Source organism: Massilia sp. X63 (assembly GCF_041023745.1).
GTDB lineage: Bacteria > Pseudomonadota > Gammaproteobacteria > Burkholderiales > Burkholderiaceae_D > Telluria.
This window is the reverse complement of record NZ_JBFTEF010000002.1, coordinates 317,532-341,310: the sequence shown is the minus strand read 5'-3', so window position 1 is coordinate 341,310 and position 23,779 is coordinate 317,532. Positions and strand designations below refer to the sequence as shown.

The 23,779-nt window shown below is 67.1% G+C and carries 21 protein-coding genes; 13 read left to right on the top strand and 8 right to left on the bottom strand.

From position 1 onward, the window contains the following. Positions 1 to 73: 73 nt before the first annotated feature. The 4 genes from rho to hutC form a co-directional block, all read right to left on the bottom strand. Entirely contained in the window at positions 74 to 1,336 is a 1,263-nt protein-coding gene (gene rho, locus AB3347_RS05690) for a transcription termination factor Rho (protein ID WP_005665081.1), read from the bottom strand. Between the two features lie 140 nt (positions 1,337 to 1,476). Next, a complete protein-coding gene (trxA, locus tag AB3347_RS05685; protein WP_369090809.1) occupies positions 1,477 to 1,803 on the bottom strand; it encodes a thioredoxin TrxA in 327 nt (108 codons plus the stop codon). 226 nt (positions 1,804 to 2,029) lie between these two features. Beyond that, positions 2,030 to 2,449 carry a response regulator gene (locus AB3347_RS05680; protein WP_369090808.1) on the bottom strand — a complete coding sequence of 140 codons (420 nt, stop codon included), beginning with the start codon at positions 2,447 to 2,449 and terminating at the stop codon, positions 2,030 to 2,032. A 93-nt stretch (positions 2,450 to 2,542) separates the two neighbouring features. Continuing rightward, positions 2,543 to 3,259, bottom strand: coding sequence for a histidine utilization repressor (hutC, locus tag AB3347_RS05675; protein ID WP_369090807.1), 717 nt, complete (start codon positions 3,257 to 3,259; stop codon positions 2,543 to 2,545). Between the two features lie 161 nt (positions 3,260 to 3,420). Between hutC and ada the strand changes: the two genes are divergently transcribed. The 9 genes from ada to hutI all read left to right on the top strand — a co-directional run bounded on the left by ada (position 3,421) and on the right by hutI (position 14,448). After that, positions 3,421 to 4,476 (top strand): bifunctional DNA-binding transcriptional regulator/O6-methylguanine-DNA methyltransferase Ada, encoded by a 1,056-nt coding sequence (gene ada, locus AB3347_RS05670; RefSeq protein WP_369091077.1) that lies wholly within the window; start codon positions 3,421 to 3,423, stop codon positions 4,474 to 4,476. Beyond that, on the top strand, positions 4,425 to 5,162 hold the full coding sequence (locus tag AB3347_RS05665; RefSeq protein WP_369091076.1) for a 2OG-Fe(II) oxygenase: 738 nt from the start codon (positions 4,425 to 4,427) through the stop codon (positions 5,160 to 5,162). The genes ada and AB3347_RS05665 overlap by 52 nt, the downstream gene beginning before the upstream one ends. 92 nt (positions 5,163 to 5,254) lie before the next feature. Continuing rightward, positions 5,255 to 6,925, top strand: coding sequence for an amidohydrolase (locus AB3347_RS05660; RefSeq protein ID WP_369090806.1), 1,671 nt, complete (start codon positions 5,255 to 5,257; stop codon positions 6,923 to 6,925). 204 nt (positions 6,926 to 7,129) lie between these two features. Further along, a complete protein-coding gene (hutU, locus tag AB3347_RS05655; RefSeq protein WP_369090805.1) occupies positions 7,130 to 8,833 on the top strand; it encodes a urocanate hydratase in 1,704 nt (567 codons plus the stop codon). A gap of 22 nt (positions 8,834 to 8,855) precedes the next feature. Continuing rightward, positions 8,856 to 10,403 carry a histidine ammonia-lyase gene (gene hutH, locus AB3347_RS05650; protein WP_369090804.1) on the top strand — a complete coding sequence of 516 codons (1,548 nt, stop codon included), beginning with the start codon at positions 8,856 to 8,858 and terminating at the stop codon, positions 10,401 to 10,403. 20 nt (positions 10,404 to 10,423) lie between these two features. Further along, a complete protein-coding gene (gene hutG, locus AB3347_RS05645; protein ID WP_369090803.1) occupies positions 10,424 to 11,224 on the top strand; it encodes an N-formylglutamate deformylase in 801 nt (266 codons plus the stop codon). Beyond that, positions 11,221 to 12,597 carry a formimidoylglutamate deiminase gene (locus tag AB3347_RS05640; protein ID WP_369090802.1) on the top strand — a complete coding sequence of 459 codons (1,377 nt, stop codon included), beginning with the start codon at positions 11,221 to 11,223 and terminating at the stop codon, positions 12,595 to 12,597. The genes hutG and AB3347_RS05640 overlap by 4 nt, the downstream gene beginning before the upstream one ends. Continuing rightward, positions 12,594 to 13,223 (top strand): HutD family protein, encoded by a 630-nt coding sequence (locus AB3347_RS05635; RefSeq protein WP_369090801.1) that lies wholly within the window; start codon positions 12,594 to 12,596, stop codon positions 13,221 to 13,223. The genes AB3347_RS05640 and AB3347_RS05635 overlap by 4 nt, the downstream gene beginning before the upstream one ends. Next, positions 13,216 to 14,448, top strand: coding sequence for an imidazolonepropionase (gene hutI / locus AB3347_RS05630; protein ID WP_369090800.1), 1,233 nt, complete (start codon positions 13,216 to 13,218; stop codon positions 14,446 to 14,448). The genes AB3347_RS05635 and hutI overlap by 8 nt, the downstream gene beginning before the upstream one ends. A 339-nt stretch (positions 14,449 to 14,787) precedes the next feature. Here hutI and AB3347_RS05625 read toward each other — a convergent pair whose 3' ends face one another. The 4 genes from AB3347_RS05625 to AB3347_RS05610 all read right to left on the bottom strand — a co-directional run bounded on the left by AB3347_RS05625 (position 14,788) and on the right by AB3347_RS05610 (position 17,835). After that, positions 14,788 to 15,276, bottom strand: coding sequence for an N-acetyltransferase family protein (locus AB3347_RS05625; protein WP_369090799.1), 489 nt, complete (start codon positions 15,274 to 15,276; stop codon positions 14,788 to 14,790). Next, positions 15,273 to 16,211 carry a DMT family transporter gene (locus tag AB3347_RS05620; protein ID WP_369090798.1) on the bottom strand — a complete coding sequence of 313 codons (939 nt, stop codon included), beginning with the start codon at positions 16,209 to 16,211 and terminating at the stop codon, positions 15,273 to 15,275. Before AB3347_RS05620 ends, AB3347_RS05625 begins: the two co-directional genes overlap by 4 nt. Positions 16,212 to 16,402: 191 nt before the next feature. Beyond that, the gene (locus AB3347_RS05615; RefSeq protein ID WP_369090797.1) at positions 16,403 to 16,849 is read right to left on the bottom strand and encodes a DUF962 domain-containing protein; all 447 of its coding nucleotides are present in this window, start codon (positions 16,847 to 16,849) and stop codon (positions 16,403 to 16,405) included. A 35-nt stretch (positions 16,850 to 16,884) separates the two neighbouring features. Continuing rightward, complete coding sequence (locus AB3347_RS05610) at positions 16,885 to 17,835, bottom strand: LysR family transcriptional regulator (RefSeq protein WP_369090796.1); 951 nt, start codon at positions 17,833 to 17,835, stop codon at positions 16,885 to 16,887. Positions 17,836 to 17,974: 139 nt separating this feature from the next. Between AB3347_RS05610 and AB3347_RS05605 the strand changes: the two genes are divergently transcribed. The 4 genes from AB3347_RS05605 (at position 17,975) to AB3347_RS05590 (ending at position 23,779) form a co-directional block, all read left to right on the top strand. Then, positions 17,975 to 18,190, top strand: coding sequence for a hypothetical protein (locus tag AB3347_RS05605; RefSeq protein WP_369090795.1), 216 nt, complete (start codon positions 17,975 to 17,977; stop codon positions 18,188 to 18,190). Then, positions 18,187 to 19,026 carry an alpha/beta hydrolase gene (locus AB3347_RS05600; RefSeq protein ID WP_369090794.1) on the top strand — a complete coding sequence of 280 codons (840 nt, stop codon included), beginning with the start codon at positions 18,187 to 18,189 and terminating at the stop codon, positions 19,024 to 19,026. Before AB3347_RS05605 ends, AB3347_RS05600 begins: the two co-directional genes overlap by 4 nt. 339 nt (positions 19,027 to 19,365) lie before the next feature. After that, positions 19,366 to 20,589: an efflux RND transporter periplasmic adaptor subunit gene (locus tag AB3347_RS05595; RefSeq protein ID WP_369090793.1), complete on the top strand. Its 1,224-nt coding sequence runs from the start codon at positions 19,366 to 19,368 to the stop codon at positions 20,587 to 20,589. 4 nt (positions 20,590 to 20,593) lie between these two features. After that, positions 20,594 to 23,779: an efflux RND transporter permease subunit gene (locus tag AB3347_RS05590; protein ID WP_369090792.1), complete on the top strand. Its 3,186-nt coding sequence runs from the start codon at positions 20,594 to 20,596 to the stop codon at positions 23,777 to 23,779.

Sequence of the window (23,779 nt, the reverse complement as noted above, 5' to 3'; positions counted from 1 at the left end):
GCATAATGTATCCGAAGGGCAACAAAAAAGGCGGCCCGCAGGCCGCCTCATTCGCGCAACACGCAGCGTCGGCTTAGCCGCCGCGGCGCATCATGTCAAAGAATTCGACATTGTTCTTGGTTGCGCGCATCTTGTCGAGGATGAACTCCATCGCCTCGATCTCGTCCATCGAGTACAGCAGCTTGCGCAGGATCCAGATCTTCTGCAGCTGGTCAGGCTTGATCAGCAGCTCTTCGCGGCGGGTGCCCGACTTGTTCAGGTTGATCGCCGGGTAGACGCGCTTCTCGGCCAGGCGGCGCTCGAGGTGCACTTCCATGTTGCCGGTGCCCTTGAATTCCTCGTAGATCACGTCGTCCATGCGCGAGCCGGTCTCGATCAGGGCGGTGGCGACGATGGTCAGCGAGCCGCCTTCTTCGACGTTACGGGCGGCGCCGAAGAAGCGCTTCGGACGCTGCAGGGCGTTGGCGTCGACACCGCCGGTCAGCACCTTGCCCGAGGCCGGGATCACGGTGTTGTAGGCGCGTGCCAGGCGGGTGATCGAGTCCAGCAGGATCACGACGTCCTTTTTCATTTCGACCAGGCGCTTGGCTTTTTCCAGCACCATCTCGGCGACCTGCACGTGGCGGGTGGCCGGTTCGTCGAAGGTCGAGGCGACCACTTCGCCGCGCACCGAACGCTGCATCTCGGTCACTTCTTCAGGACGCTCGTCGATCAGCAGGACGATCAGGGTCACGTCCGGGTGGTTCGCGGTGATCGCGTGGGCGATATGCTGCAGCATGACCGACTTGCCCGACTTCGGCGAGGCCACCAGCAGGCCGCGCTGGCCCTTGCCGATCGGCGAGATCAGGTCGACGATGCGGCCGGTGATGTTCTCGGCGCCGTTCATGTCGCGTTCGAGGCGCAGCGGCTCGTTCGGGTGCAGCGGCGTCAGGTTTTCGAACAGGATGCGGTGCTTCGAGGCTTCCGGCGATTCGCCGTTGACCTTGTCCACCTTCACCAGCGCGAAGTAGCGCTCGCCGTCCTTCGGCGTACGCACTTCGCCTTCGATCGAGTCACCCGTATGCAAGTTGAACCGGCGGATCTGCGACGGCGAGATGTAGATGTCGTCGGTCGAGGCCATGTAGCTGGCGTCCGGCGAGCGCAGGAAGCCGAAGCCGTCCGGCAGGACTTCGAGGGCGCCGTCGCCGAAGATCTGTTCGCCCTGCTTGGCGCGCTTCTTCAGGATCGCGAACATCAGTTCCTGTTTGCGCAGGCGGGCTGCGTTGTCGATGTCGAGGCCGATGGCCATCTCCAGCAGCGCGGAGACGTGCATTGCCTTCAGTTCAGATAAATGCATGTTTGTGTGGGTGTCCCGTGACGGGAAAGTAAAGGTAGGGGAGGGAACTACGGGGTTTATGTAAGCTGGGAAGCACCGGAGCCGAGGCTTCCCGACATGACGGCAACGCGGGCGCGCTGCCGCCGCTCATGGTATCAGTATCAGATGTTGCTGTCGATAAACTGAACCAGCTGGCCCTTGGCCATGGCGCCGACTTTCTGTGCAGCGGCAGCGCCGTTCTTGAACAGGATCAGGGTCGGAATACCGCGGATGCCGAACTGGGCCGGCACGGCCTGGTTGGCGTCGACGTCGACCTTGGCCACCACCAGCTTGCCCGCGTATTGCTGGGCGACTTCTTCCAGGATCGGTGCAATCATCTTGCACGGGCCGCACCACTCGGCCCAGAAATCGACCAGGACCGGAAGCTCGGACTTGAGCACTTCGGCATCGAAGCTTGCATCGGTGATGTGTTTAATGTTTTCGCTCATTATGTTCCTCAAAAGAGGTAAGGATCAATTAACGCCTGTGGCTAACGCCATACCTGCGTGGCCTGGCCGGTTTCCGCGTACTGCTAATCGAATAACTAGCTGCTACACAATGGTGGAGGCACTGTGTGCAAAATTCAATATGGAAAGACGGCAGGGGGTGTCAGGCGGGGATGTGCCGAATAATACCCCATTTTTTCAAAAAGTGTGGGTCGCTTTGTACAAAATCTCAACATTGCACCGCGAGGCGCAACTGCTCGATGGCGAGCGGTTTGCGGAAGGCGCCCGCCACCTGCAGACCGAGGGCGCGCGCCAGCTCGCTGGCGGCGTCGCGCACGCCGTCTTCCATGGCAGTGACCAGGATCACCCGGCCATTGAAACCCTGGCCGGCCGCGGCCTGCAGGAACTCGATGCCGTCCATGTCGGGCATCGCCAGGTCGCAGACCAGCAGCTCGGGCGCATGGCGCGGCAGGGCCATCAAGGCGCGCCGGGCGTCGTTCTCGGCGTGCACGTCGAACGGGCCGCTGCCGTCGCCCTCGTCGAGCACGTCGAACATCTCGCGCAGCACCTCGAGCATGAAACGGTCATCGTCGAGCAGCAGCACGCGGCGCGGCGCGGCGTGCAGTGCGGGCGAAGAAAGGGGCTTCATGCAGGCGTGGTCGAGGGCAGTTCGAAGGTGGCCATTATGGCGAAGTTTTTCGATTCCGTGGAGATATTGAACAGCAATCGGCGGGGAGGGGCCTCAAACACTGCCCGTGAAGCGCGCCAAGTGGCCTGGATGCCACATGGTGGCCACCGAAGCCACCCGTCCGCCCGAGGTGGTGCGGCGGTGCAGCACCAGGCAGGGCCGGCCCGCGGCGATCCCCAGCAGCGGGGCGATCTCGGCCGGCGCCGGCTGGGCTTCGATCGCGTAGGTGGCGCCCTGCAGCGGCGCGGCCGCCATCAGGTGCTCGTTCGGGGTGATGCTGCCGAAATCCTGGTCGAGGTAGCTCGGCGCGCAGTCGGGGTTGACCCAGCGGTCCTCGACCTGGATCGGCGCCTCGTTCTCGAAGTGGACGATGACCGAGTGGTACAGCGTGACGCCGGGCGCCAGCTCGAATTCGGCCGCCAGCGCGTCGGTGGCGATCTCGGCGCGCAGCAGGCATAAATGGCTGCGGTGGGCGCGGCCGCGTGCGCGGATCTCGTCGGCGATGTTGCGGATCTCGACCAGCGTCGCCTGGTACTTCTGCGGCGCCACATACGTGCCCGAGCCCTGGCGCCGCACCAGGATCTGCTCGGCGGTGAGCTCGCGCACCGCGCGGTTCACGGTCATGCGCGACACGCCGAACTGGCGCACCAGCGCCTGCTCGGACGGCACCAGGTCGCCTTCTTTCCAGCGCCCGGACGCGATTTCGCCGACCAGGTAATCCTTGATTCGCTGGAAAATAGGGGTGCTGTCTTGCGCGATCGTTTCTTCCAAACTACTCTCCGGGAAGGCATGGGCGGCGAAGCTGCCGCGACACCAAATTCTAGCACCGCAGTCAAAAGCGAATTGAAAGCAAGACCCGGAGTGCCTTGCCGCCGGCGCTACGCTACGCTGGACGCATCCTGTAACCGATCGAGGACTCCACCATGACCGCCATGACCAGCCTGTTCGATAGCGACGAGGCGCGCTGGGCCGCCGTGCAGCGCCGCGACCGCGACGCCGACGGCCAGTTCTATTATTCCGTGCGCAGTACCGGCGTGTACTGCCGGCCCTCGTGCCCCTCGCGCACGGCGCGGCGCGCCAACGTCGCCTTCCACGCCAGCTGCGCCGAGGCCGAGGCGGCCGGTTTCCGCGCCTGCCTGCGCTGCAAGCCGGCGCAGGCCCCGCTGGCCGAACGCCAGGCCGCGGCGGTGGCGCAGGCCTGCCGGCTGATCGACGCAGCCGAGCAGGCGCCCGATCTGGACAGCCTGGCGCAGGCCGCCGGCATGAGCCGCTTCCACTTCCACCGCGTCTTCAAGGCGCATACCGGCATCACGCCGAAAGCCTACGCGGCGGCGCGCCGCACCGCGCGCCTGCAGCAGGGCCTGGCGGCCGCGCCGAGCGTGACCGACGCGCTGTACGCGGCCGGCTTCGGATCGAGCGGGCGCTTCTACGAAGCCAGCGCCGGCGCGCTCGGCATGGCGCCCGGCCGCTACCGCGCCGGCGGGCGGGGCGAGACGATCCGCTTCGCGTTGGCCGGCTGTTCGCTCGGCGCCATCCTGGTGGCGAGTACCGGGCGCGGCATCTGCGCGATCCTGATCGGCGACGAGCCGGAGCCGCTGCTGCAGGACCTGCAGCAGCGCTTCCCGCAGGCCGACCTGGTGGGCGCGGAGCCCGGCTTCGAGCGCACGGTGGCGCAGGTGGTGGGTTTCGTCGAGGCGCCGCGCCTCGGGCTCGACCTGCCGCTCGACGTGCGCGGCACCGCCTTCCAGCGGCGCGTGTGGGAAGCGCTGCGCGCCATTCCCGCCGGCGCCACCGTCAGCTACAGCGAACTGGCCGAACGGCTCGGCATGCCGACCGCGGCGCGCGCCGTGGCGGGCGCCTGCGCCGCCAACCCGGTGGCGGTGGCGATTCCCTGCCACCGCGTGGTCCGTACCGACGGCGCGCTGTCCGGCTACCGCTGGGGCATCGAACGCAAGCGCACGCTGCTCGAGCGCGAGGCCGGCCAGTGAACGACATCGACTGGGCGCGCGTGGCCGGAGAACTCGACGCCTTCGGCTGCGCCGTGATTCCCGGCCTGCTGGCGCCGCAGGACTGCGCGGCTGCCTGCGCGCTGTACGACCGGCCCGCGCTGTTCCGCAGCCGCGTGCTGATGCAGCAGCACGGCTTCGGCCGCGGCGAGTACCAGTATTTCGCCTATCCGCTGCCGGCGCCGCTGGAGGCGCTGCGCACCGCGCTGTACCCGCCGCTGGCCGCCATCGCCAATCGCTGGCACCAGGTGCTGGGCATCGACACCCGCTTCCCGGCGGCGCACGCGGACTACCTGGCGCGCTGCCATGCGGCCGGCCAGCTCAAGCCGACCCCGCTGCTGCTGCGCTACCGCGAAGGCGACTACAACTGCCTGCACCAGGACCTGTACGGCGAGCTGGTGTTCCCGCTGCAGGTGGCGGTGCTGCTGTCGCGGCCGGGCAGCGACTTCGAGGGCGGCGAGTTCGTATTGACGGAACAGCGCCCGCGCATGCAGTCGCGCGCCGAGGTGGTGCCGCTGGAGCAGGGCGACGCGGTGGTCTTCGCCGTCAACCAGCGGCCGGTGCAGGGCGCGCGCGGCGTCTATCGGGTGGCGATGCGCCATGGCGTCAGCCGGCTGCGGCGCGGCACCCGGCAGACTTTGGGAATCATCTTCCACGACGCCGGATAAGGGCCCGCTATGCCCGCTCCTTGATTTTCTATACACTCTGCGTGCCGCGCCCGCGAAGCGCGGTCACCCATCGACAACGGAGAATAGAAAGCATGCGCGCGCGCCAGATCCCCCTGTGTTCCATGATCGTCCTTGCCGGCCTCGGCGTCCTCGCCTCGGCCCACGCCGACACCGTCATCACCAACGCCAACGGCTACACCCTGAACGCCAAGGGCGAGCTGGTGCAGTTCAGCGCGCTGGCCTTCGACGACAAAGGGCGCATCACGGCGGTCGGCAGCAATGCCGAGGTGGCGGCCAGGGCCAAGGGCGCGCGCCAGGTCGACATGGGCGGGCGCACCGTGCTGCCGGGCCTGATCGACGCGCATGGCCACGTGTTCGGCCTGGGCCAGCAGCTGACCCAGCTCGACCTGTCCGGCAGCACCTCGCTGGCGGATGCGACCCGCGCCATCGCGGCGTATGCCAAGGAGAACGCCAACCACGCCTGGATCCGCGGCCGCGGCTGGAACCAGGAAAACTGGAAGCTGGGCCGCTTCCCGACTGCCGCCGAGCTGGATGCCGTCGAATCGAGCCGTCCGGTCTGGCTGGAGCGCGTCGACGGCCACGCCGGCTGGGCCAACAGCCGCACGCTGGCGCTGGCCGGCATCACCAGATCGACGCCCGATCCGGCCGGCGGCAAGATCATGCGTGACGCGAACGGCGAGGCCACCGGCGTGCTGGTGGACGCGGCGCAGGAACTGGTGACCAAGGTCATGCCGGCCCAGACCGAAGAACAAGGGCGCATGGTGCTGGACCGCTCGCTGCAGGAGATCGCGCGCATGGGCCTGACCGCCGTGCACGACGCCGGCATCGGCGTGGGCGAAGACCGCCTGTACCGCGACTATGCGGACAAGAAGAAGCTCACCACCCGCGTCTACGCCATGATCGGCGGCACCGGCGAGGATTTTGACCAGTTGGCAAAAAATGGCCCGCTGAAGGACTACGGCGACGGCATGTACGCGCTGCGCGCGGTCAAGCTGTATTCGGACGGCGCGCTGGGCAGCCGCGGCGCTGCGCTCATCAAGCCCTACAGCGACGAGCCGCATTCGCACGGCCTGCTGTTCTTCAAGAGCGCGCAGATGGACGCGATGATGACCAAGGCCATGCGCAAGGGCTACCAGGTCAACGTGCACGCCATCGGCGACGCCGGCAACAAGCAGATCCTCGACATCTACCAGAAGGAATTGAAAGCGACGAAGAGCGAAGCCCAGCGCCACCGCATCGAGCACGCCCAGGTGGTGAGCCCGCAGGACATCCCGCGCTTCAACACCCTGGGCATCATCCCTTCGATGCAGCCGACCCACGCCACCTCGGACAAGAACATGGCCGAGACCCGCGTCGGCCCGGAACGCATCAAGGGCGCCTACGCCTGGCGCAGCTTCCTGCACCAGGGCTCGCGCATCGCCTGCGGCTCGGACTTCCCGGTGGAGTCGCCGAACCCGTTCTTCGGCATCCACGCCGCCGTCACCCGCATGGACCACGCCGGCCAGCCGGTGGCGGGCTGGTACCCGAACCAGGCGATGTCGCTGAAGGAAGCCTTCCGTTGCTTTACCCTGGATGCGGCCTACGCCGGCCACCAGGAAAACAGCCTCGGTTCGCTGGAGCCGGGCAAGCACGCCGACTTCATCGTGATCGACCGCGACCTGTTCCGCATGCCGACCTACGACATCTTCAAGACCGGGGTGCTGGAGACCTGGGTGGGCGGGAAGCAGGTGTTCAAGAAATGAGGTAAACCGTAGGGTGGGCGGGTCTCCCGCCCACGCGGTGATAGCAGAAAGCTCCGTTATCGTGCCGGATGATCTTGCTGCTAACTATCACCGCGTGGGCGGCAAGCCGCCCACCCTACAAAAGCAGCAAAGGTGATGAATAAATGGATTGACTTGGTTGTATAGACAACCTAGACTCATCGCAGATTCCAACCAGGAGCCGCCATGAACTCACCGATGCCCCACGACCCCCGCTTCGATCCATCGCGCGTCATCCGCGCACCGCGCGGCAGCGAGCTCTCTTGCAAGAGCTGGCTAACCGAAGCGGCCTACCGCATGATCCAGAATAACCTCGACGCCGAGGTGGCCGAGAACCCCCAGGCGCTGGTGGTCTACGGCGGCATCGGGCGCGCCGCCCGCAACTGGGAGTGCTACGACCAGATCCTGGCCTCGCTGCGCGAGCTGGAAGACGACCAGACCCTGTTGATCCAGTCGGGCAAGCCGGTGGGCGTGTTCCGCACCCATGCCGACGCTCCGCGCGTGCTGCTGGCGAACTCCAACCTGGTGCCCAAGTGGGCCAACTGGGAACACTTCAATGAACTCGACCGCAAGGGCCTGTTCATGTACGGCCAGATGACTGCCGGCAGCTGGATCTACATCGGCACCCAGGGCATCGTGCAGGGCACTTACGAGACCTTCGCCGAAGCCGGCCGCCAGCACTTCGGCGGCGACATGGCGGGCCGCTGGATCCTGACGGCCGGCCTGGGCGGCATGGGCGGCGCCCAGCCGCTGGCCGCTACCTTCGCCGGCGCGGTCTCGCTCAACATCGAATGCCAGCAGAGCAGCATCGACTTCCGTCTGCGCACCCGCTACCTCGACAAGCAGGCGCGGGACATCGACCAGGCGCTGGCGATGATCAAGGAACATACGGAAAAGCGCGAAGCCGTCTCGATCGGCCTGCTCGGCAATGCGGCCGACGTACTGCCGGAACTGGTGCGCCGCGCCAGGGCTGGCGGGATGGTGCCCGACCTGGTCACCGACCAGACCTCGGCCCACGACCTGATCAACGGCTACCTGCCTTCCGGCTGGACCGTCGAGGAATGGAAGGCCGCCCAGCAGGACCCAGGCCAGCACGCGCGCCTGAAAGCCGCCGCGGCCGCATCCTGCGCCGTGCACGTGCGCGCCATCCTCGACTTCAAGGCCATGGGCGCCTACGCCGTCGACTACGGCAACAACATCCGCCAGGTCGCCAAGGACGAGGGCGTCGAGAATGCCTTCGACTTCCCGGGTTTTGTTCCGGCCTATATCCGTCCCCAGTTCTGCGAAGGGCGCGGTCCGTTCCGCTGGGTGGCGCTGTCGGGCGACCCGGAAGACATCTATAAAACCGACGCCAAGATCAAGGAGCTGTTCCCGCAGCACGCACGGGTGCACCGCTGGCTCGACATGGCGCGCGATCGCATCGCCTTCCAGGGCCTGCCGGCGCGCATCTGCTGGCTCGGCCTGGGCGAGCGCCACCTGGCCGGCCTGGCCTTCAACGAGATGGTGCGCACCGGCCAGCTGAAGGCGCCGATCGTGATCGGCCGCGACCACCTCGACACCGGCTCGGTGGCAAGCCCGAACCGCGAAACCGAGGCCATGCGCGACGGCACCGACGCGGTGTCCGACTGGCCGCTGCTCAACGCGTTGCTGAACACCGCCGGCGGCGCCACCTGGGTTTCGCTGCACCACGGCGGCGGCGTCGGCATGGGCTATTCGCAGCACTCGGGCGTGGTCATCGTGGCCGACGGCACCGAGGCGGCTGCCAAGCGCCTGGCGCGCGTGCTCGTCAACGACAGCGGCTCGGGCGTGATGCGCCATGCCGACGCCGGCTACCAGAGCGCGATCGACACGGCCAAGCGCAACGGCCTGATTCTTCCGATGATCAAGTAATACAGCACAAACTGGGTACAGCATGAACGACTCGCACCACCATCTCATCCTGCAACCGGGCGAACTGCGCCTGGCCGACCTGCGCGCCGTCTGGGCCGCCCACCTGCCATTGAGCCTGACGCCGGAAGCCTGGGAGCCGGTCAAGGCGTCCTGCGCCCTGGTCGAGCGCATCACCGCCAAGGGCGACCCGGCCTACGGCATCAATACCGGCTTCGGCATCCTGGCCAAGGCCCACATCCCGAACGACCAGCTGGCGACGCTGCAGCGCAACCTGATCCTGTCGCATGCGGTCGGCACCGGCGAACTCATCGCCGACAACATCGTGCGCCTGATCCTGCTGACCAAGATCGGCAGCCTGGCGCGCGGCTACTCGGGCGTGCGCCCCCTGATCATCGAGACCCTGATCGCCCTGTACAACGCGGGCATCATGCCGGCGATCCCGTCGCAAGGCTCGGTCGGCGCCTCGGGCGACCTGGCGCCGCTGGCCCACATGACCCTGGCCATGCTGGGCGTCGGACCGGTGCGCTATCGCGGCGAACTGATGGACGCGAAGCAGGCCCTGGGCGCGGCCGGCATCGAGCCGGTGACCCTGGCCGCCAAGGAGGGCCTGGCCCTGATCAACGGCACCCAGGTCTCGACCGCGCTGGCGCTGCACGGCCTGTTCATGGCCGAGCGCGTGCTGGAAGCGGGCATGGTGGCCGGCGCCTTGTCGGTGGATGCCGCGCGCGGCAGCGACGCGCCGTTCGACCCGCGCATCCACGCGGTGCGCGGCCAGCCGGGCCAGATCGCGGCTGCCGCGATCTACCGCGAGCTGGTGGCGGGCAGCGCCATCCGCGCCTCGCACCTGGTCGGCGACGAGCGCGTGCAAGACCCGTACAGCCTGCGCTGCCAGCCGCAGGTGATGGGCGCGGCCATGGACCTGATCGCCAACGCCGGGCGCACCCTGCTGATCGAAGCCAATGCCGTGACCGACAACCCGCTCCTGTTCCCCGAGGACGGTGCGATCATCTCGGGCGGTAACTTCCACGCCGAGCCGGTGGCCTTCGCCGCCGACACGCTGGCCCTGGCCATCGCCGAAGTCGGCGCGCTGTCCGAGCGCCGCATCGCGCTGCTGATCGACGCCAACCTGTCCGGCCTGCCGGCCTTCCTGGTGAAGGAACCTGGCCTGAATTCGGGCTTCATGATCGCCCACGTGACGGCCGCCGCGCTGGCTTCGGAAAACAAGTCGCTGGCCCACCCGGCCAGCGTCGACAGCCTGCCGACCTCGGCCAACCAGGAAGACCACGTCAGCATGGCCACCTTCGCGGCGCGCCGTCTGGACCAGATGGCGCACAATACGTCCGTGATCGTGGGCATCGAGCTGCTGGCGGCGGCGCAGGGTATCGAGTTCCACCGTCCCCTGAAGAGTTCCGCGCACCTCGAGCACGTGCATGCCCAGCTGCGCGCGCGGGTAGCGCCCTACGACGCCGACCGCTTCTTCGCTCCCGACATCGAGGCCGCGCGCCTGATGGTCGTGAACGGCGAGCTGTCGGCCTCGTGCAAGGAATTGTTCAGCGTACTGCACCCCTAACAACGCATTCAGGAGAGGCAATGGATTTCCGGTTCAAGGCAGGCAGGCTCCCCATGCTCGTGTCGATGCCCCACGCGGGCACCGACATCCCGGACGAAGTCGCAAGCACCATGGCGTCCTGCGCCACCGCGCGCGCCGACACCGACTGGCACCTGCCCGAACTGTACGGCTTCCTGGAAGAGATGGGGGTGTCGACCATCTCGGCGCGCTGGTCGCGCTACCTGATCGACCTGAACCGGCCGCCCGAGGACACCAACCTGTATCCCGGGATGGATACCACGGGGCTGTGCCCGGTCGACACCTTCGGCCGCGAAAGCCTCTACCTGCCCGGCAAGACGCCCGATGAAACCGAAGTGCGGCGCCGCCTGGAGCGCTACTGGATGCCCTACCACGAACAGCTGCGCACCGAACTCGAGCGCCTGAAGCGGCGGTTCGGCAGGGTGGTGCTGTGGGATGCGCACTCCATTGCTTCGGTCGTGCCGCGCTTCTTCGAGGGCCGCCTGCCGGACCTCAACTTCGGCACCGCGGACGGCAAGTCCTGCGATCCCGGACTGGAGGGGGCGGTGGTGGGCGTCGCGCGCGCCCAGGACCGCTTCAGCATCGCCGTCAACGGGCGCTTCAAGGGCGGCCACATCACGCGCAGGTATGGCCAGCCACAGCAGGGAGTGCACGCGATCCAGCTCGAGATGTGCCAGTGCCTGTACATGGACGAAGCGCCGCCCTTCGCATACCGTCCCGAGGTGGCAGCAAGGGTGCAGCCGCTGCTGAAGGACATGATCGGCGCCGCGGCCGGGTGGGCAGGCGAGGGGGCGCGCGCATGAGAGCCTTGTTTGTCCGCCATGCGTTGTTGCCCGAGGGGTGGCGGCGCGACGTGCTGCTCGAATGGGATGCGTACGGCGACCTGACGCGCGTCGAAGCGGAAGCGGCGGCGCCGCTCGGCGTGGCGCGCGCCGATTACGTGCTGCCGGGGATGGTCAACCTGCACTCGCACGCCTTCCAGCGCGCGCTGGGCGGGCTGACCGAGCGAGCGGGCGAAGGTCCGGACAGCTTCTGGACCTGGCGCGACCTGATGTACCGCTTCGCGGCGCGCATCACGCCGGAACAGATCGAGGCCATCGCGGCCCAGCTGTTCGTGGAGTGCCTGCGCCACGGCTATACCTCGCTGTGCGAGTTCCATTACCTGCAGCGCGGCCCCGACGGCCAGGCCTATGCGCGGCCGGCTGAAACCGCCGAGCGCGTCGCCGCGGCCGGCCATGCCACCGGCATGGGCCTGACCCTGCTGCCGGTGCTGTACAGCCATGCCGGCTTCGGCGAGCAGCCCCTGCGTCCCGAACAGCGGCGTTTCCGCACCAATGTCGACGACATCCTCGGCATCGCCGAAGCGCTGCAGCCGCTGCGCGGCGGCCAGCTCGAGGTCGGCGCCGCGCCGCACTCGCTGCGCGCGGCGACGATCGGGCAGGTGCGCGAGCTGGCCTCCGGCCTGCCGGCCGGACGTCCGCTGCACATCCACATCGCCGAGCAGCAGGCCGAAGTCGAGCAGAGCATCGCATTCTCGGGCCGCCGCCCGGTGCAAAACCTGATGGAGCAGGTCGAGGTCGACGCGCGCTGGTGCCTGGTGCACGCGACCCACCTGGACGACGCGGAAGTTCAGGCGATCGCGCGCAGCGGCGCCGTCGCCGGCCTGTGCCCGACCACCGAGGCCAACCTGGGCGACGGCCTGTTCCCGCTGCAGCGCTTCATCGCGCTCGGCGGGCGCTTCGGCATCGGCAGCGACAGCCATGTGTCGCAAAGCCCGGTCGAGGAGCTGCGCTGGCTGGAGTACGGCCAGCGCCTGGTCCACCAGCGCCGCAACGTCGCCTTCACGAATGAGCAGCGCGACGTCGGCCAGTACCTGTGGCAGGCCGCCCTGCGCGGCGGCGCCCAGGCGGCCGGCCGCAAGGTCGGCGCCCTGCGGGAAGGCCTGCGCGCCGACCTGCTGGTGCTGGACGGCAGCCATCCGAACCTGGACGGCGTGGCGGAGGCGGATGTCCTCGGCCGCTTCCTGTTTTGCGGTAACGACAATCTGGTGCGCGACGTGCTGTGCGGCGGGCGCTGGGTGGTGCAGGGCGGACGCCACGTGGCGCAGGATGCGGTCACGCAGCGCTACCGCCAGGCCATGATTGAATTGCGCGACTCTAGCGAGGTAGGCCAATGACCGTACTGATCCCGTTCGCAGGGCTGTCGCCGGTGCCGTGGAAAAACGGCGGCGGCAGCACGACCGAAATCGCCATCGGACCGCATGACGCCGGCTTCGAGGATTTCGAGTGGCGCATCAGCCTGGCCACCATCGAGAAGGATGGTGCGTTCTCGCTGTTCCCCGGCGTCGACCGCACGCTGGCCCTGGTCGAAGGGCATGGCATGACGCTCGAGATCGACGGCGAGCCGACCCTGGTGACCGAGACCGAGCCGGTGGTGGCCTTCGACGGCGCCTCAAACGTGATCGCAAAGCTCAGCCGCGGCGCCAGCACCGACTTCAACGTCATGACGCGCAGCGAACGCTGCTACCACACCTTCGGCCGCCGCCGGCTGTCGGGCGACTCCACCGCATCGTCCACCGCATCTTCCACATTCGTGGCGCGCGCCGACGTGACCGTGCTGTTCCTGGCCGAGGGCGATTCCCTGGAGCTGCGTAACGAGAAGGAGCGCATCGGCCTGGTGCGCTTCGACGCGGTGGTGCTGGAAGCCGGCTCGACCTGGAAGCTGGAAGCCGGGCAGGGCATGATCTTCATCGTGGACGTCTGGTACCACGAGGACGAACAGGACGAAGCGTCTTATGAGTGAAGCGGCCGACCTGCTGTTCACCAACGTGCACCTTGCCACCATGGCGCCCGGCGCCGCGGACGGCTATGGTGCGCTGCCGGATGCCGCGCTGGCGGTGAAGGATGGCCGCATCGCCTGGCTGGGCGCGCGCCGCGACGCGCCGCCGGCCCGCACGGAACACGACTGCGGCGGCGCCTGGATGACGCCGGGGCTGATCGACTGCCACACCCACATCGTCCACGCCGGCAACCGCAGCAACGAATGGGAAGCGCGCCTGAACGGCGCCACCTACGAGGACATCGCGCGCCAGGGCGGCGGCATCATGTCGACCGTGCGCGCCACCCGCGCCGCCGACGTCGACGCGCTGCTGGCGCAAAGCCTGCCGCGCGTGGCCAGGCTCCTGTCCGAGGGCGTGACCACGCTCGAGATCAAGTCCGGCTACGGGCTGGAACTGGAAGCCGAGGCGCGCATGCTGCGCGCCGCGCGCGAGGTCGGCCGGCGCCTGCCGGTGCGGGTCGCCACCACCTTCCTGGGCGCGCATGCGCTGCCGCCGGAATTCGCCGGCCGCGCGGACGACTATGTCGATGCACTGTGCGAACGCATGCTGCCGCAGCTGGCGGGCGAAGGGCTGGTCGACGCGGTGGACGCCTTCTGCGAACGGATCGGCTTTACCAACGCGCAGACCGAGCGCATGTTCCTTGCCGCGCGCCGGCTCGGCCTGCCGGTCAAGCTGCATGCCGAACAGCTGTCGGACCAGCAGGGCGCCGAACTGGTGGCGCGCCATGGCGGGCTGTCGGCCGACCACCTCGAGCACCTCAGCCAGGCCGGCATCGACGCCATGGCGCGCGCCGGCACCGTGGCCGTGCTGCTGCCGGGCGCCTACTACTTCCTGCGCGAGAAGGTAGAGCCGCCGATCGACGCGCTGCGCAAGGCCGGGGTGCCGATGGCGGTGGCCACCGACTGCAATCCCGGCACCTCGCCGATGACTTCCCTGCTGCTGGCCATGAACATGGCCTGCACCCTGTGGCGCCTGACGCCGCAGGAAGCGCTGCAGGGCGCAAGCATCCACGCGGCGCGCGCACTCGGCCTGCACGGCGAGATCGGTACGCTGGAGACGGGAAAGCGGGCCGACCTGGCCCTGTGGGATATCGCGCGGCCGGCCGACCTGGCCTATGCCATGGGATCGAATCCCTGCCGCACGGTGGTCAAGGACGGCGTCGTCCGGGCGGCACACATCGCGGTGTAAGGCTGCCTTGCGCAGGCTGCGGTGTGACGCTCTGGCGACGGGGATCCCTCATCCCTTACGCATCCACAACGCACAGCCTGCAGAATCTACTTGGCTTGACCCGCGTCAAACCACCGGATTCCAACTCGGGGAATGATCACTTCAACGGCAAGCAAAACGCTTCGTAACAAGGGTAAGCAAATGTAAGCCTTAATTGATCATTAAGAATCCACACCTATATTGCATACGTGTGATTCACCATCTCCCCTCCCCATTTGACGAAAATGGGTTCGCCCACGGCGCCCTCCGGCCCCGTGGGTTTTTCTTTGTGCGCCCTGATTCGCCTTCTTACGCGCCTTGTCAGATGCGGCGTTCGGCCAGCGCGTCGAGGGTGTCGCCGGTGAGGCGGCAGATGCGCCAGTCGGGCAGGATGTCGGCGCCCATCGCCTTGTAGAACTGAATCGCCGGCTCGTTCCAGTCCAGCACCGACCACTCGAAGCGGCCGCAGTTGCGCTCCACCGCGATTCTAGCGAGGCGGGTCAGCATCTTGGTGCCGTAGCCCTTGCCGCGATGCGACTGGCGCACGTACAGGTCTTCGAGGTAGAGGCCCTTCTTGGTGAGGAAGGTCGAGAAATTATGGAAGAACAGGGCGAAGCAAACCACTTCGCCGTCTTCCTCGCCCATGATGGCTTCGCACGAGGGATGCGCGCCGAACAGGCCTTCGTGCAGCAGCGCTTCGGTGGCCACCACCATGTGTTCGAGTTTTTCGAACACGGCCAGTTCCAGGATCATGGAATGGATGTGCGAGACGTCGGAAGGCTGGGCGGGACGGATGGAGAAAGTGGTCATGGCGTTTCGAGTGGATTGTTCAGGTTTGCGGATTGCACAGGGTTGGCTGCGGGTGCGCGCAGGGCCCAGGCCACGCTGGCCAGGCACAGGATCATGCCGGCGAATTCGACCGGGCCGGGACGATAGCCTTCGAGCTTGATCGACAGCAGCACCGACAGCACCGGCGTGATGACGCCGATATACACGGTCTTTTGCGCGCCGATGCGCCCGATCAGGGTGAAGTAGGCGAAGAAGGCGATCACCGAGCCGAAGATCGACAGGTAGACCAGGCCGGCCCAGTAGGTCGGGCTGCTGGGGATCACGAAGCGGTCGCCGTGCGCCAGCGACCAGACGGTGACCAGCGAAGCGCCCCACAGCATCGACCAGGCCATGGTGAGCGGCAGGTTGGCGCATTGTTCCTTGACCTTGGTGACCACGATGCTGCCGGCCGAACTGGCGATGGTCGCGGCCAGCGCCAGCACCACGCCGGCGATGAAGGCCGGACTGCCGCCCGCCTGGAAGTCGCGCCAGGCGGTGCCGATCGAATGCCAGAACAGCAGGGCGACGCCGGCGATCGCGACCACGCCGCAGGCGACGGTGCGGCGGCTGATCCCGGTGCCGAAGAACAGGCTGCTCAGGAGCGGCGTCCAGAACACCATCAATGCGAACACCACCGCCACCAGGCCCGAGACCACGTACTGTTCCGATTGATAGGTGCAGAGGTAGGAGATGCAGAAAGTGAGCACGCCCTGCAGCGCCATCCAGCCGTGGGTGCGCAAGGGCAGGCGCAGGCTGTCGCGGCGGAACAGGCAGATCGCAAACAGCGTGGCGGCGGCCAGGAAGAAGCGGTAGGCCACCGACACCGCGGGCGGCGCTTCGCCCAGCTGCAGGGTGATGGCGAAGAAGGTCGAACCCCAGATCAGGGAGGCGACGGTAAAGAGGGCGGAAGAGGGCATCGCGCGAGTATACGTGCTTCGCCGTTTTCTCGCACGCCGCGATATGGGGTTTCGTAGGGTGGGCGGGGTAGTTCAGGCCAGTGGCCTGAACTACAAACGTCCGCGCGTTCAAATCACATGGGCAAAGACGCTCCGTGGTTCCAAGCTGTTCGTTGAACGCGCGGGCAGGGAACCTGCCCACCCTGCATTAATTAATAAGCCAGATTCAGGCGGCGGTACAGGAAGGACAGCACGAACAGCGGCCCGATGAGCAGGAAGCGCAGGTCCTCGAAGAACGAGGGCTTCTTGCCTTCGATCTTGTGGCCGATGAACTGGCCGATCCAGGCCACCACGAAGATCGCGATCGACACCGGTAGCACCGTCATGTCCGGCATCATGGCCAGGATGCCCAGCATGACGGCGCTCATCGCGCCCATGCCGATGGCGAACCGGGGCGACAGCCTGGTGTAGTAGTAGAGCGAGGCGAGCGTGGCGGCGACGGCCACCACCGGGTGGATCGCCCACAGGATGCCGAGCAGGCTCAGGACGATCAGCGGGATGCACACGAAGTGGATGATCTCGTTGATGTGGTTGCGGTGGCTTTCGGCGTAGCGCGCCAGCAGGATGTCGATGCTGCGCGGCTGTGAGCTGTGGTCCATGTTCGTCTCCCGGTGCCCGGTTGTTTTGCCTGATTCTACACCGTCTCGATCTCCGCCTGGACGGCCGGCCGCGGCGCCTGCAGCCGCAGGTGCGGGTGCGCCGCGAACAGCTCCGAGATCCACTCGACGAACACCCGCACCTTGGCCGACAGGTGGCGGTTCTGCGGGTACACCACGTGCACCGGCAGCGGGTCGCTGCTCCACTCGGGCAGCACCTGCAGCATGCGCCCGGCCGCGATGTGCTGGGTCAGCAGGTAGTCTGTCATCATGATCACGCCCAGGCCTGCCAGGCCGGCCTGCACGTAGGCATTCGAATCGTTCAGCGCGATCGGGCCGGGCAGGGCGACTTCGATGCGTTCGCCGTCGCGCGTGAAATCCCATTTGGAGACCTTGCCGGTCTTGGCCGAGAAGTAGTTGACGCAGCGGTGGCGTTCCAGGTCGCGCGGATGCTGCGGCATGCCGAAGCGCTCGACGTAGGCGGGGGCGGCGGCGGTGACGAAGTTGATCACGCCGATGCGGCGGGCGATCAGGTTGGGGTCGACCAGCTCGCCGCCGCGCACCGCGCAGTCGACCCCTTCCTCGACCAGGTCGACCGGCCGGTCGGTGCTGCCCAGTTCCAGCGTGATGTCCGGGTAGCGCTCGAAGAAGGCGGGCAGGGCGGGGATCAGGATTTCCGAGGCCAGGCCGGTGGGGGTGTCGATGCGCAGGCGTCCGCTCGGGCTCAAGCGGTGGCGCGACAGCGATTCTTCGGCGTCGCGCACGTCCGACAGGATCTGCACGCAGCGCTCGTAGTACGCGGCGCCGTCCGAGGTGATCATCACCTGGCGCGTCGTGCGGTGCAGCAGCTTGACCGCCAGCGTGGCCTCGAGCGTCTGCACCAGCGTCGAGACGGTTGCCTTGGGCATGTTCAGCATTTCGGCAGCCTTGGTGAAGCTGCCGCAATCGACGACCTGGATGAATACTTCCATGGCCTGGAGCTTGTTCATGGTGGGGCCTCCGCTTCCTGTTCTCGCCGATTGTTCGACAATCTGAACAATCAATTCGTTATTGCCATCTTTATCTGATTGTACTTGACGACTATAGTGTGTGCATCGCAACAAAAAGTAAACACACACGGAGCTGGTCATGAGCATGCGGGACGGAATCTTCACCACGGTAGCAGTCGCCCTGAGCGGGGTTGCGGTCGCTGGCCTGTTGGCGACCGATGCCTATTCGCAGGCAGCCGGCGCCGAAGCGCGCGGCCTGAAGGCGCTCTCGATGCAGGTCGAGATGCGTTGCGACGCGTGTGCGGAAGAAGCGGCCGGCCGCCTGGCGGTGGCGCCTGAAGGAGATCGCCAATGAGCGCGGTGCTGGAGCTGGAGCGCCCCGCCGCCGCGGTGGACGTGCGCGAACTGGAAACCGCCGGGGCGCAGGGCGCGCTCGCTGCGCGCCTGTACACCGCCGGCGCAAGCGTCAAGCGCGACACCCTGATCGTGTTCTTCCACGGCGGCGGCTTCGTCTCGGGCGACCTGCAGGAAGCGGACGAATTCCTGCGTCACCTGGCCCAGTGCAACGAAGAGCGCGCGGTGCTTGCCTCGAACTACACGCTGGCCACCGTCAGCCCCTTTCCGGCCGCGGTGGAGGATGCGCACGCGGTTTTGCTGTGGACCACCAGGAACAAGGCCAGGCTCGGCTGGTCCGGCAAGAAGCTGGTGGTGATGGGCATCGAGGCCGGCGCCAACCTGGCTGCCGTCTGCGCCCTGATGGCGCGCGACCGCGCCGCCCCCAAGCTGGCCGGCCAGATCCTGATCATGCCGATGCTCGATCCGGGCCTGTCGACCTGCTCGATGCGCCAGATGAACGAGTGCCCGGACCGCGAAAAAGTCACCAGCGATTGCGCTGCCGCCTACCGCGGCTACCTGCCGCACGCCGCCGACCGCGCGCATCCCTACGCCTCGCCGCTGCGCTCGACCCGGCTCAAGAACCTGCCGCCGGCCCTGATCCTGTCGGCCGAGGACGACCCATTGTGCGACGAGGCCGAACAATACGGCGCCAAACTGATCAACGCCGGCGTGCGCACCACCGTGCGGCGCATGCCGCCAGCCCCCCTGCAGGAGCCCGACGGGCGCAACGAATGTGCATGCAAGGTGCACGCGCTCGCCGAGATATCCACCTTCCTTGCAGGACTGGACCGCTGACCGTCCAGCACCGGCACTAACCGTCAAGCCTCCTGAAACCACCGTGCTGCGCGCACGGGGAGGCCCCGTTTTTCCCAAAATTCGTCGCCACGGCGACGTGAGGGACCGTCTTTCGAAAGAGGTGAGTATGCACCAGGCACCTGCAAACCGACTCCAGCGGCGCTGTTGACGCCCGCGCCCCGGACGCGCTGAGCGCGCGTCCTCCTTACCAGTAACGAACCGGCCATCCACGCCTGCGGCGCGGAGAGGCCCCTTTTTTCCTCGTCTCCGGCGCGAATCCGGCGACGGCAGGGATCGTTTTGTCTCCTCAGTTAGCAACATGCATAAGAAAGGTTGATCATGAATAAGCAACTACGCCGGATGGGCAGCGTCAAGGCACTCGTGGGATTGCTGGCCGCCGCCGGCCTGGCCGGCGCGGTGCTCGCCGGCTGCGCCGACGCCAACAGCCAGGACGGCGCGGCGGCGGCGCCGGCCGCGCCGCCGGTCTCCGCGGCGGTCGTCATCGAAAAGCCGGTGGCCGAGACCCAGGAATTCTCGGGCCGCCTGGAAGCGGTCGAGGTGGTCGAGATCCGCCCGCGCGTCAGCGGCTACATCACCGCCGTCAATTTCAAGCCGGGCGCCGAAGTGAAGAAGGGCGAGGTGTTGTTCGTGATCGATCCGCGCCCCTACCAGGCCGAAGCCGACCGCGCCGGCGCCGCCGCTGGCGCGGCGCGTGCCCGCGCCGACCTGGCGCGCCTGGAGCTGCAGCGCGCCGAGCGCCTGCTGCAGGATAAGGCCATCGCCCAGCGCGAGTTCGACGAAAAGGCCGCCGCCCAGAAGGAACTCGAAGCCAATGCGCGCGCCGCCCAGGCGCAGTACGAAGCGGCGCGCCTGAACCTGGCCTATACCCGCGTGGCCGCGCCGATCGACGGCCGCGTCTCGAAGGCCGAGATCACGCTCGGCAACCTGGTCGACGCCAGCGCCGTACTGACCTCGGTGGTATCGATGGACCGCATCTACGCCAGCTTCAACGGCGACGAACAGACCTACCTGCGCGTCGGCGCCCGCGACCAGCGCGCCAGGGAAGCCGTGGTGAAGGTGGGCCTGGCCAACGAAGAAGGCTTCCCGCACACCGGCAAGCTCGAATTCGTCGACAACCGGCTCGACGCCCGCACCGGCAGCGTGCGCATGCGCGCCCTGCTCGCCAACCCGGACCGCGCCCTGGCGCCGGGCCTGTTCGCCCGCGTGCAGGTGGGCAGCGGCGAAGCCGGCAAGGCCGTGGTGATCAACGACCGCGCCGTGGGCACCGACCAGAACCGCAAGTTCGTGGTGGTGGTGGGCGCCGACGGCAAGGCCGAGTACCGTCCCGTCACCCTGGGACCGGTGGTGGACGGCATGCGCGTGGTGCGTTCGGGACTGAAGGCGGGCGAGAAGATCGTCGTGGGCGGCCTGCAGCGCGTGCGCCCGGGAGCACCGGTGGCGCCGCAGATGGTGCCGATGGATGCCGACGCGTCGGCGACTGCCGCAGCGCTGGCGAAAGCCAAGGGCGAGCAGGTCGCCATGAACACCGTGGGCAAGGAGTAATCACATGAACTTCTCCCGCTTCTTCGTCGACAAGCCGATCTTCGCGGTCGTGCTGTCGGTGATCGTCTTCGTCGGCGGCCTGATCTCGATCTTCAAGCTGCCGATCTCCGAGTATCCGGAAGTCGTGCCGCCCTCGGTGGTAGTGCGCGCCCAGTATCCGGGCGCGAACCCGAAGGTGATCGCCGAAACCGTGGCCGCGCCGCTGGAAGAGCAGATCAACGGCATCGAGGACATGCTCTACATGAGCTCGCAGAACACTTCGGACGGCGCCCTGGCCCTGACCCTGACCTTCGCGATCGGCACCGATATCGACCGCGCCGAGAGCCAGGTGCAGAACCGGGTGCAGCGCGCGCTGCCGCGCCTGCCGGAAGAGGTGCGCCAGATCGGCGTCACCACGGTGAAAAGCTCGCCCAACCTGACCATGGTGGTGCACCTGAATTCCCCCAGCGGCCGTTACGACGACCTGTACCTGCGCAACTACGCGGTGCTCAACATCAAGGACCAGCTGGCGCGCCTGGACGGCATGGGCGAGGTGCAGCTGTTCGGTTCGGGCGACTATGCCATGCGCGTCTGGCTCGACCCGCAGAAGGTGGCGGCGCGCAACCTGACCGCCGGCGACGTGGTCGCCAGCATCCGCGAGCAGAACGTGCAGGTCGCGGCCGGCGTGGTGGGCCAGGGGCCGAGCAAGGACGCCGAGTTCCAGCTGACCGTCAACGCCCAGGGCCGCCTGTCAAGCGTCGAGGAATTCGGCGACATCGTGGTCAAGGCCGGCGAAGACGGCGCGGTGACGCGCCTGAAGGACGTGGCGCGCCTGGAGATGGGTTCCAGCTCGTATGCGCTGCGCTCGCTGCTGAACAACAAGTCGGCGGTGGCGATTCCTATTTTCGAAGCGCCGAATGCGAATGCGCTGCAGTTATCGAGCGACGTGCGCGCCAAGATGGAAGAGCTGTCGAAAGACTTCCCGGAAGGCGTCGAGTACAGCATCGTGTACGACCCGACCCAGTTCGTGCGCGAGTCGATCGACTCGGTGATCAAGACCCTGCTGGAAGCGGTGGTGCTGGTCGCCCTGGTCGTGATCGTCTTCCTGCAGACCTGGCGCGCCTCGATCATTCCGTTGCTGGCGGTGCCGGTATCGGTGGTCGGCACCTTTGCCGTGATGCTGATGTTCGGCTTCTCGATCAACACCCTGTCGCTGTTCGGCCTGGTGCTGGCGATCGGCATCGTGGTCGACGATGCCATCGTGGTGGTCGAAAACGTCGAGCGCAACATCGGCAACGGCCTGTCGCCGCACGACGCGACCATCCAGGCCATGAAGGAAGTATCCGGCCCGATCATCGCCATCGCGCTGGTGCTGTGCGCCGTGTTCGTGCCGATCGCTTTCGTGTCGGGCCTCACCGGCCAGTTCTACCGCCAGTTCGCCCTGACCATCGCCATCTCGACCGTGATCTCGGCCTTCGTGTCGCTGACCCTGGCGCCGGCCCTGTCGGCCGCGCTCCTGAAAGCCCACGACGCGCCGAAGGACGCCCTGACCCGCGCCATGGACAAGGTCTTCGGCCGCTTCTTCGCCGCCTTCAACCGCTTCTTCGGCCGCTCGTCGCACAGCTACGAAGGCGGCGTGAAGACGGTCCTGCGCCGCAAGACCGCGACCCTGGGCGTCTACCTGGCGCTGGCCGTGGCCGCGATCTTCATGTTCAAGGTGGTGCCGCCGGGCTTCGTGCCGGCCCAGGACAAGGGCTACCTGATCGGCTTCGCCCAGCTGCCGGACGCCGCCTCGCTCGACCGCACCGATGAGGTGATCCGCAAGATGTCGGCCATCGCCAAGGAAATCCCGGGTGTGGAATCCTCGATCGCCTTCCCGGGCCTGTCGATCAATGGCTTCACCAATGCGCCGAACGCCGGCATCGTGTTCACCGGCCTGAAACCTTTCAGCGAGCGCAAAGGCAAGCCGGAGCAGTCGGCCGACGCCATCGCCGCGGAGATAAACAAGCGCATGGGCGAAGTCAAGGACGCCTTCGTGATGGTGCTGTCGCCGCCCCCGGTGAACGGCCTGGGCACCACCGGCGGTTTCAAGCTGATGCTGGAAGATCGGGGCAACCTCGGTTACGACGAACTGTTCAAGGCCACGCAGGCGCTGCAGGCCAAGGCCTGGGGCACCCCCGAACTGGCGGGCGTGTTCTCGAGCTTCCAGATCAACGTGCCGCAGCTGTTCGCGGATGTCGATCGCGTGAAAGCCAAGCAGCTGGGCGTGCCGCTGGCCACCATCTACCAGACCCTGCAGGTGAACCTGGGCTCGCTGTACGTGAACGACTTTAATCAGTTCGGACGTACCTACCAGGTGCGGGTGCAGGCCGATGCGCAGTTCCGCTCGCAACCAGAGCAGATCGCCCAGCTGAAGGTGCGCAACGACAAGGGCGAGATGATCCCGCTGTCCAGCCTGATGACCGTGAAGGACAGCTATGGCCCGGACCGCGTCCAGCGCTACAACAACTACGTGGCGGCCGACATCAACGGCGGTGCGGCGCCGGGCGTATCCTCGGGCCAGGCCCAGGCCATCATGGAGCAGCTGGCCAAGGAAACGCTGCCCAAGGGGATCGCCTACGAATGGACCGAGCTGACCTACCAGGAGATCCTGGCCGGTAACACCATGGTCTATGTGTTCCCGCTGTGCGTGCTGCTGGTGTTCCTGGTGCTGGCCGCCCAGTACGAAAGCTGGACCCTGCCGCTGGCGGTGATCCTGATCGTGCCGATGTCGATCCTGTGCGCGCTGGTGGGCGTCAAGCTGACCGGCGGCGACAACAACATCTTCACCCAGATCGCCCTGTTCGTGCTGGTGGGGCTGGCCTCGAAGAACGCGATCCTGATCGTGGAATTCGCCCGCGAGCTGGAAGACCACGGCCGCAGCGTCATCGACGCCGCGCTGGAAGCGTCGCGCCTGCGCCTGCGTCCGATCCTGATGACCTCGATCGCCTTCATCATGGGTGTGGTGCCGCTGGTGTTCTCGACCGGTGCGGGCGCCGAGATGCGCCATGCGATGGGCGTGGCGGTGTTCGCCGGCATGCTGGGCGTGACCTTCTTCGGCCTGTTCCTGACGCCGCTGTTCTATGTCCTGCTGCGCACGCTGGGCAAACGTTTCGAGAAAAAGGCGCCGCCAGCCAAGGCGCCGGTGCTGGACCTGGAAGGAGTGCATTGA

Bases quoted from the DNA above. Each gene is read 5' to 3' on its own strand.
- AB3347_RS05615 (WP_369090797.1), bottom strand. From the start codon at position 16,849: ATGGACCACAGCTCACAGCCGCGCAGCATCGACATCCTGCTGGCGCGC.
- hutG (WP_369090803.1), top strand. From the start codon at position 10,424: ATGGATTTCCGGTTCAAGGCAGGCAGGCTCCCCATGCTCGTGTCGATG.
- AB3347_RS05620 (WP_369090798.1), bottom strand. From the start codon at position 16,211: ATGCCCTCTTCCGCCCTCTTTACCGTCGCCTCCCTGATCTGGGGTTCG.
- AB3347_RS05640 (WP_369090802.1), top strand. From the start codon at position 11,221: ATGAGAGCCTTGTTTGTCCGCCATGCGTTGTTGCCCGAGGGGTGGCGG.
- AB3347_RS05635 (WP_369090801.1), top strand. From the start codon at position 12,594: ATGACCGTACTGATCCCGTTCGCAGGGCTGTCGCCGGTGCCGTGGAAA.
- AB3347_RS05680 (WP_369090808.1), bottom strand. From the start codon at position 2,449: ATGAAGCCCCTTTCTTCGCCCGCACTGCACGCCGCGCCGCGCCGCGTG.
- AB3347_RS05610 (WP_369090796.1), bottom strand. From the start codon at position 17,835: ATGAACAAGCTCCAGGCCATGGAAGTATTCATCCAGGTCGTCGATTGC.
- AB3347_RS05600 (WP_369090794.1), top strand. From the start codon at position 18,187: ATGAGCGCGGTGCTGGAGCTGGAGCGCCCCGCCGCCGCGGTGGACGTG.
- trxA (WP_369090809.1), bottom strand. From the start codon at position 1,803: ATGAGCGAAAACATTAAACACATCACCGATGCAAGCTTCGATGCCGAA.
- ada (WP_369091077.1), top strand. From the start codon at position 3,421: ATGACCAGCCTGTTCGATAGCGACGAGGCGCGCTGGGCCGCCGTGCAG.
- AB3347_RS05625 (WP_369090799.1), bottom strand. From the start codon at position 15,276: ATGACCACTTTCTCCATCCGTCCCGCCCAGCCTTCCGACGTCTCGCAC.
- AB3347_RS05590 (WP_369090792.1), top strand. From the start codon at position 20,594: ATGAACTTCTCCCGCTTCTTCGTCGACAAGCCGATCTTCGCGGTCGTG.
- AB3347_RS05595 (WP_369090793.1), top strand. From the start codon at position 19,366: ATGAATAAGCAACTACGCCGGATGGGCAGCGTCAAGGCACTCGTGGGA.
- AB3347_RS05660 (WP_369090806.1), top strand. From the start codon at position 5,255: ATGCGCGCGCGCCAGATCCCCCTGTGTTCCATGATCGTCCTTGCCGGC.
- AB3347_RS05605 (WP_369090795.1), top strand. From the start codon at position 17,975: ATGAGCATGCGGGACGGAATCTTCACCACGGTAGCAGTCGCCCTGAGC.
- hutU (WP_369090805.1), top strand. From the start codon at position 7,130: ATGAACTCACCGATGCCCCACGACCCCCGCTTCGATCCATCGCGCGTC.
- rho (WP_005665081.1), bottom strand. From the start codon at position 1,336: ATGCATTTATCTGAACTGAAGGCAATGCACGTCTCCGCGCTGCTGGAG.
- hutH (WP_369090804.1), top strand. From the start codon at position 8,856: ATGAACGACTCGCACCACCATCTCATCCTGCAACCGGGCGAACTGCGC.
- hutI (WP_369090800.1), top strand. From the start codon at position 13,216: ATGAGTGAAGCGGCCGACCTGCTGTTCACCAACGTGCACCTTGCCACC.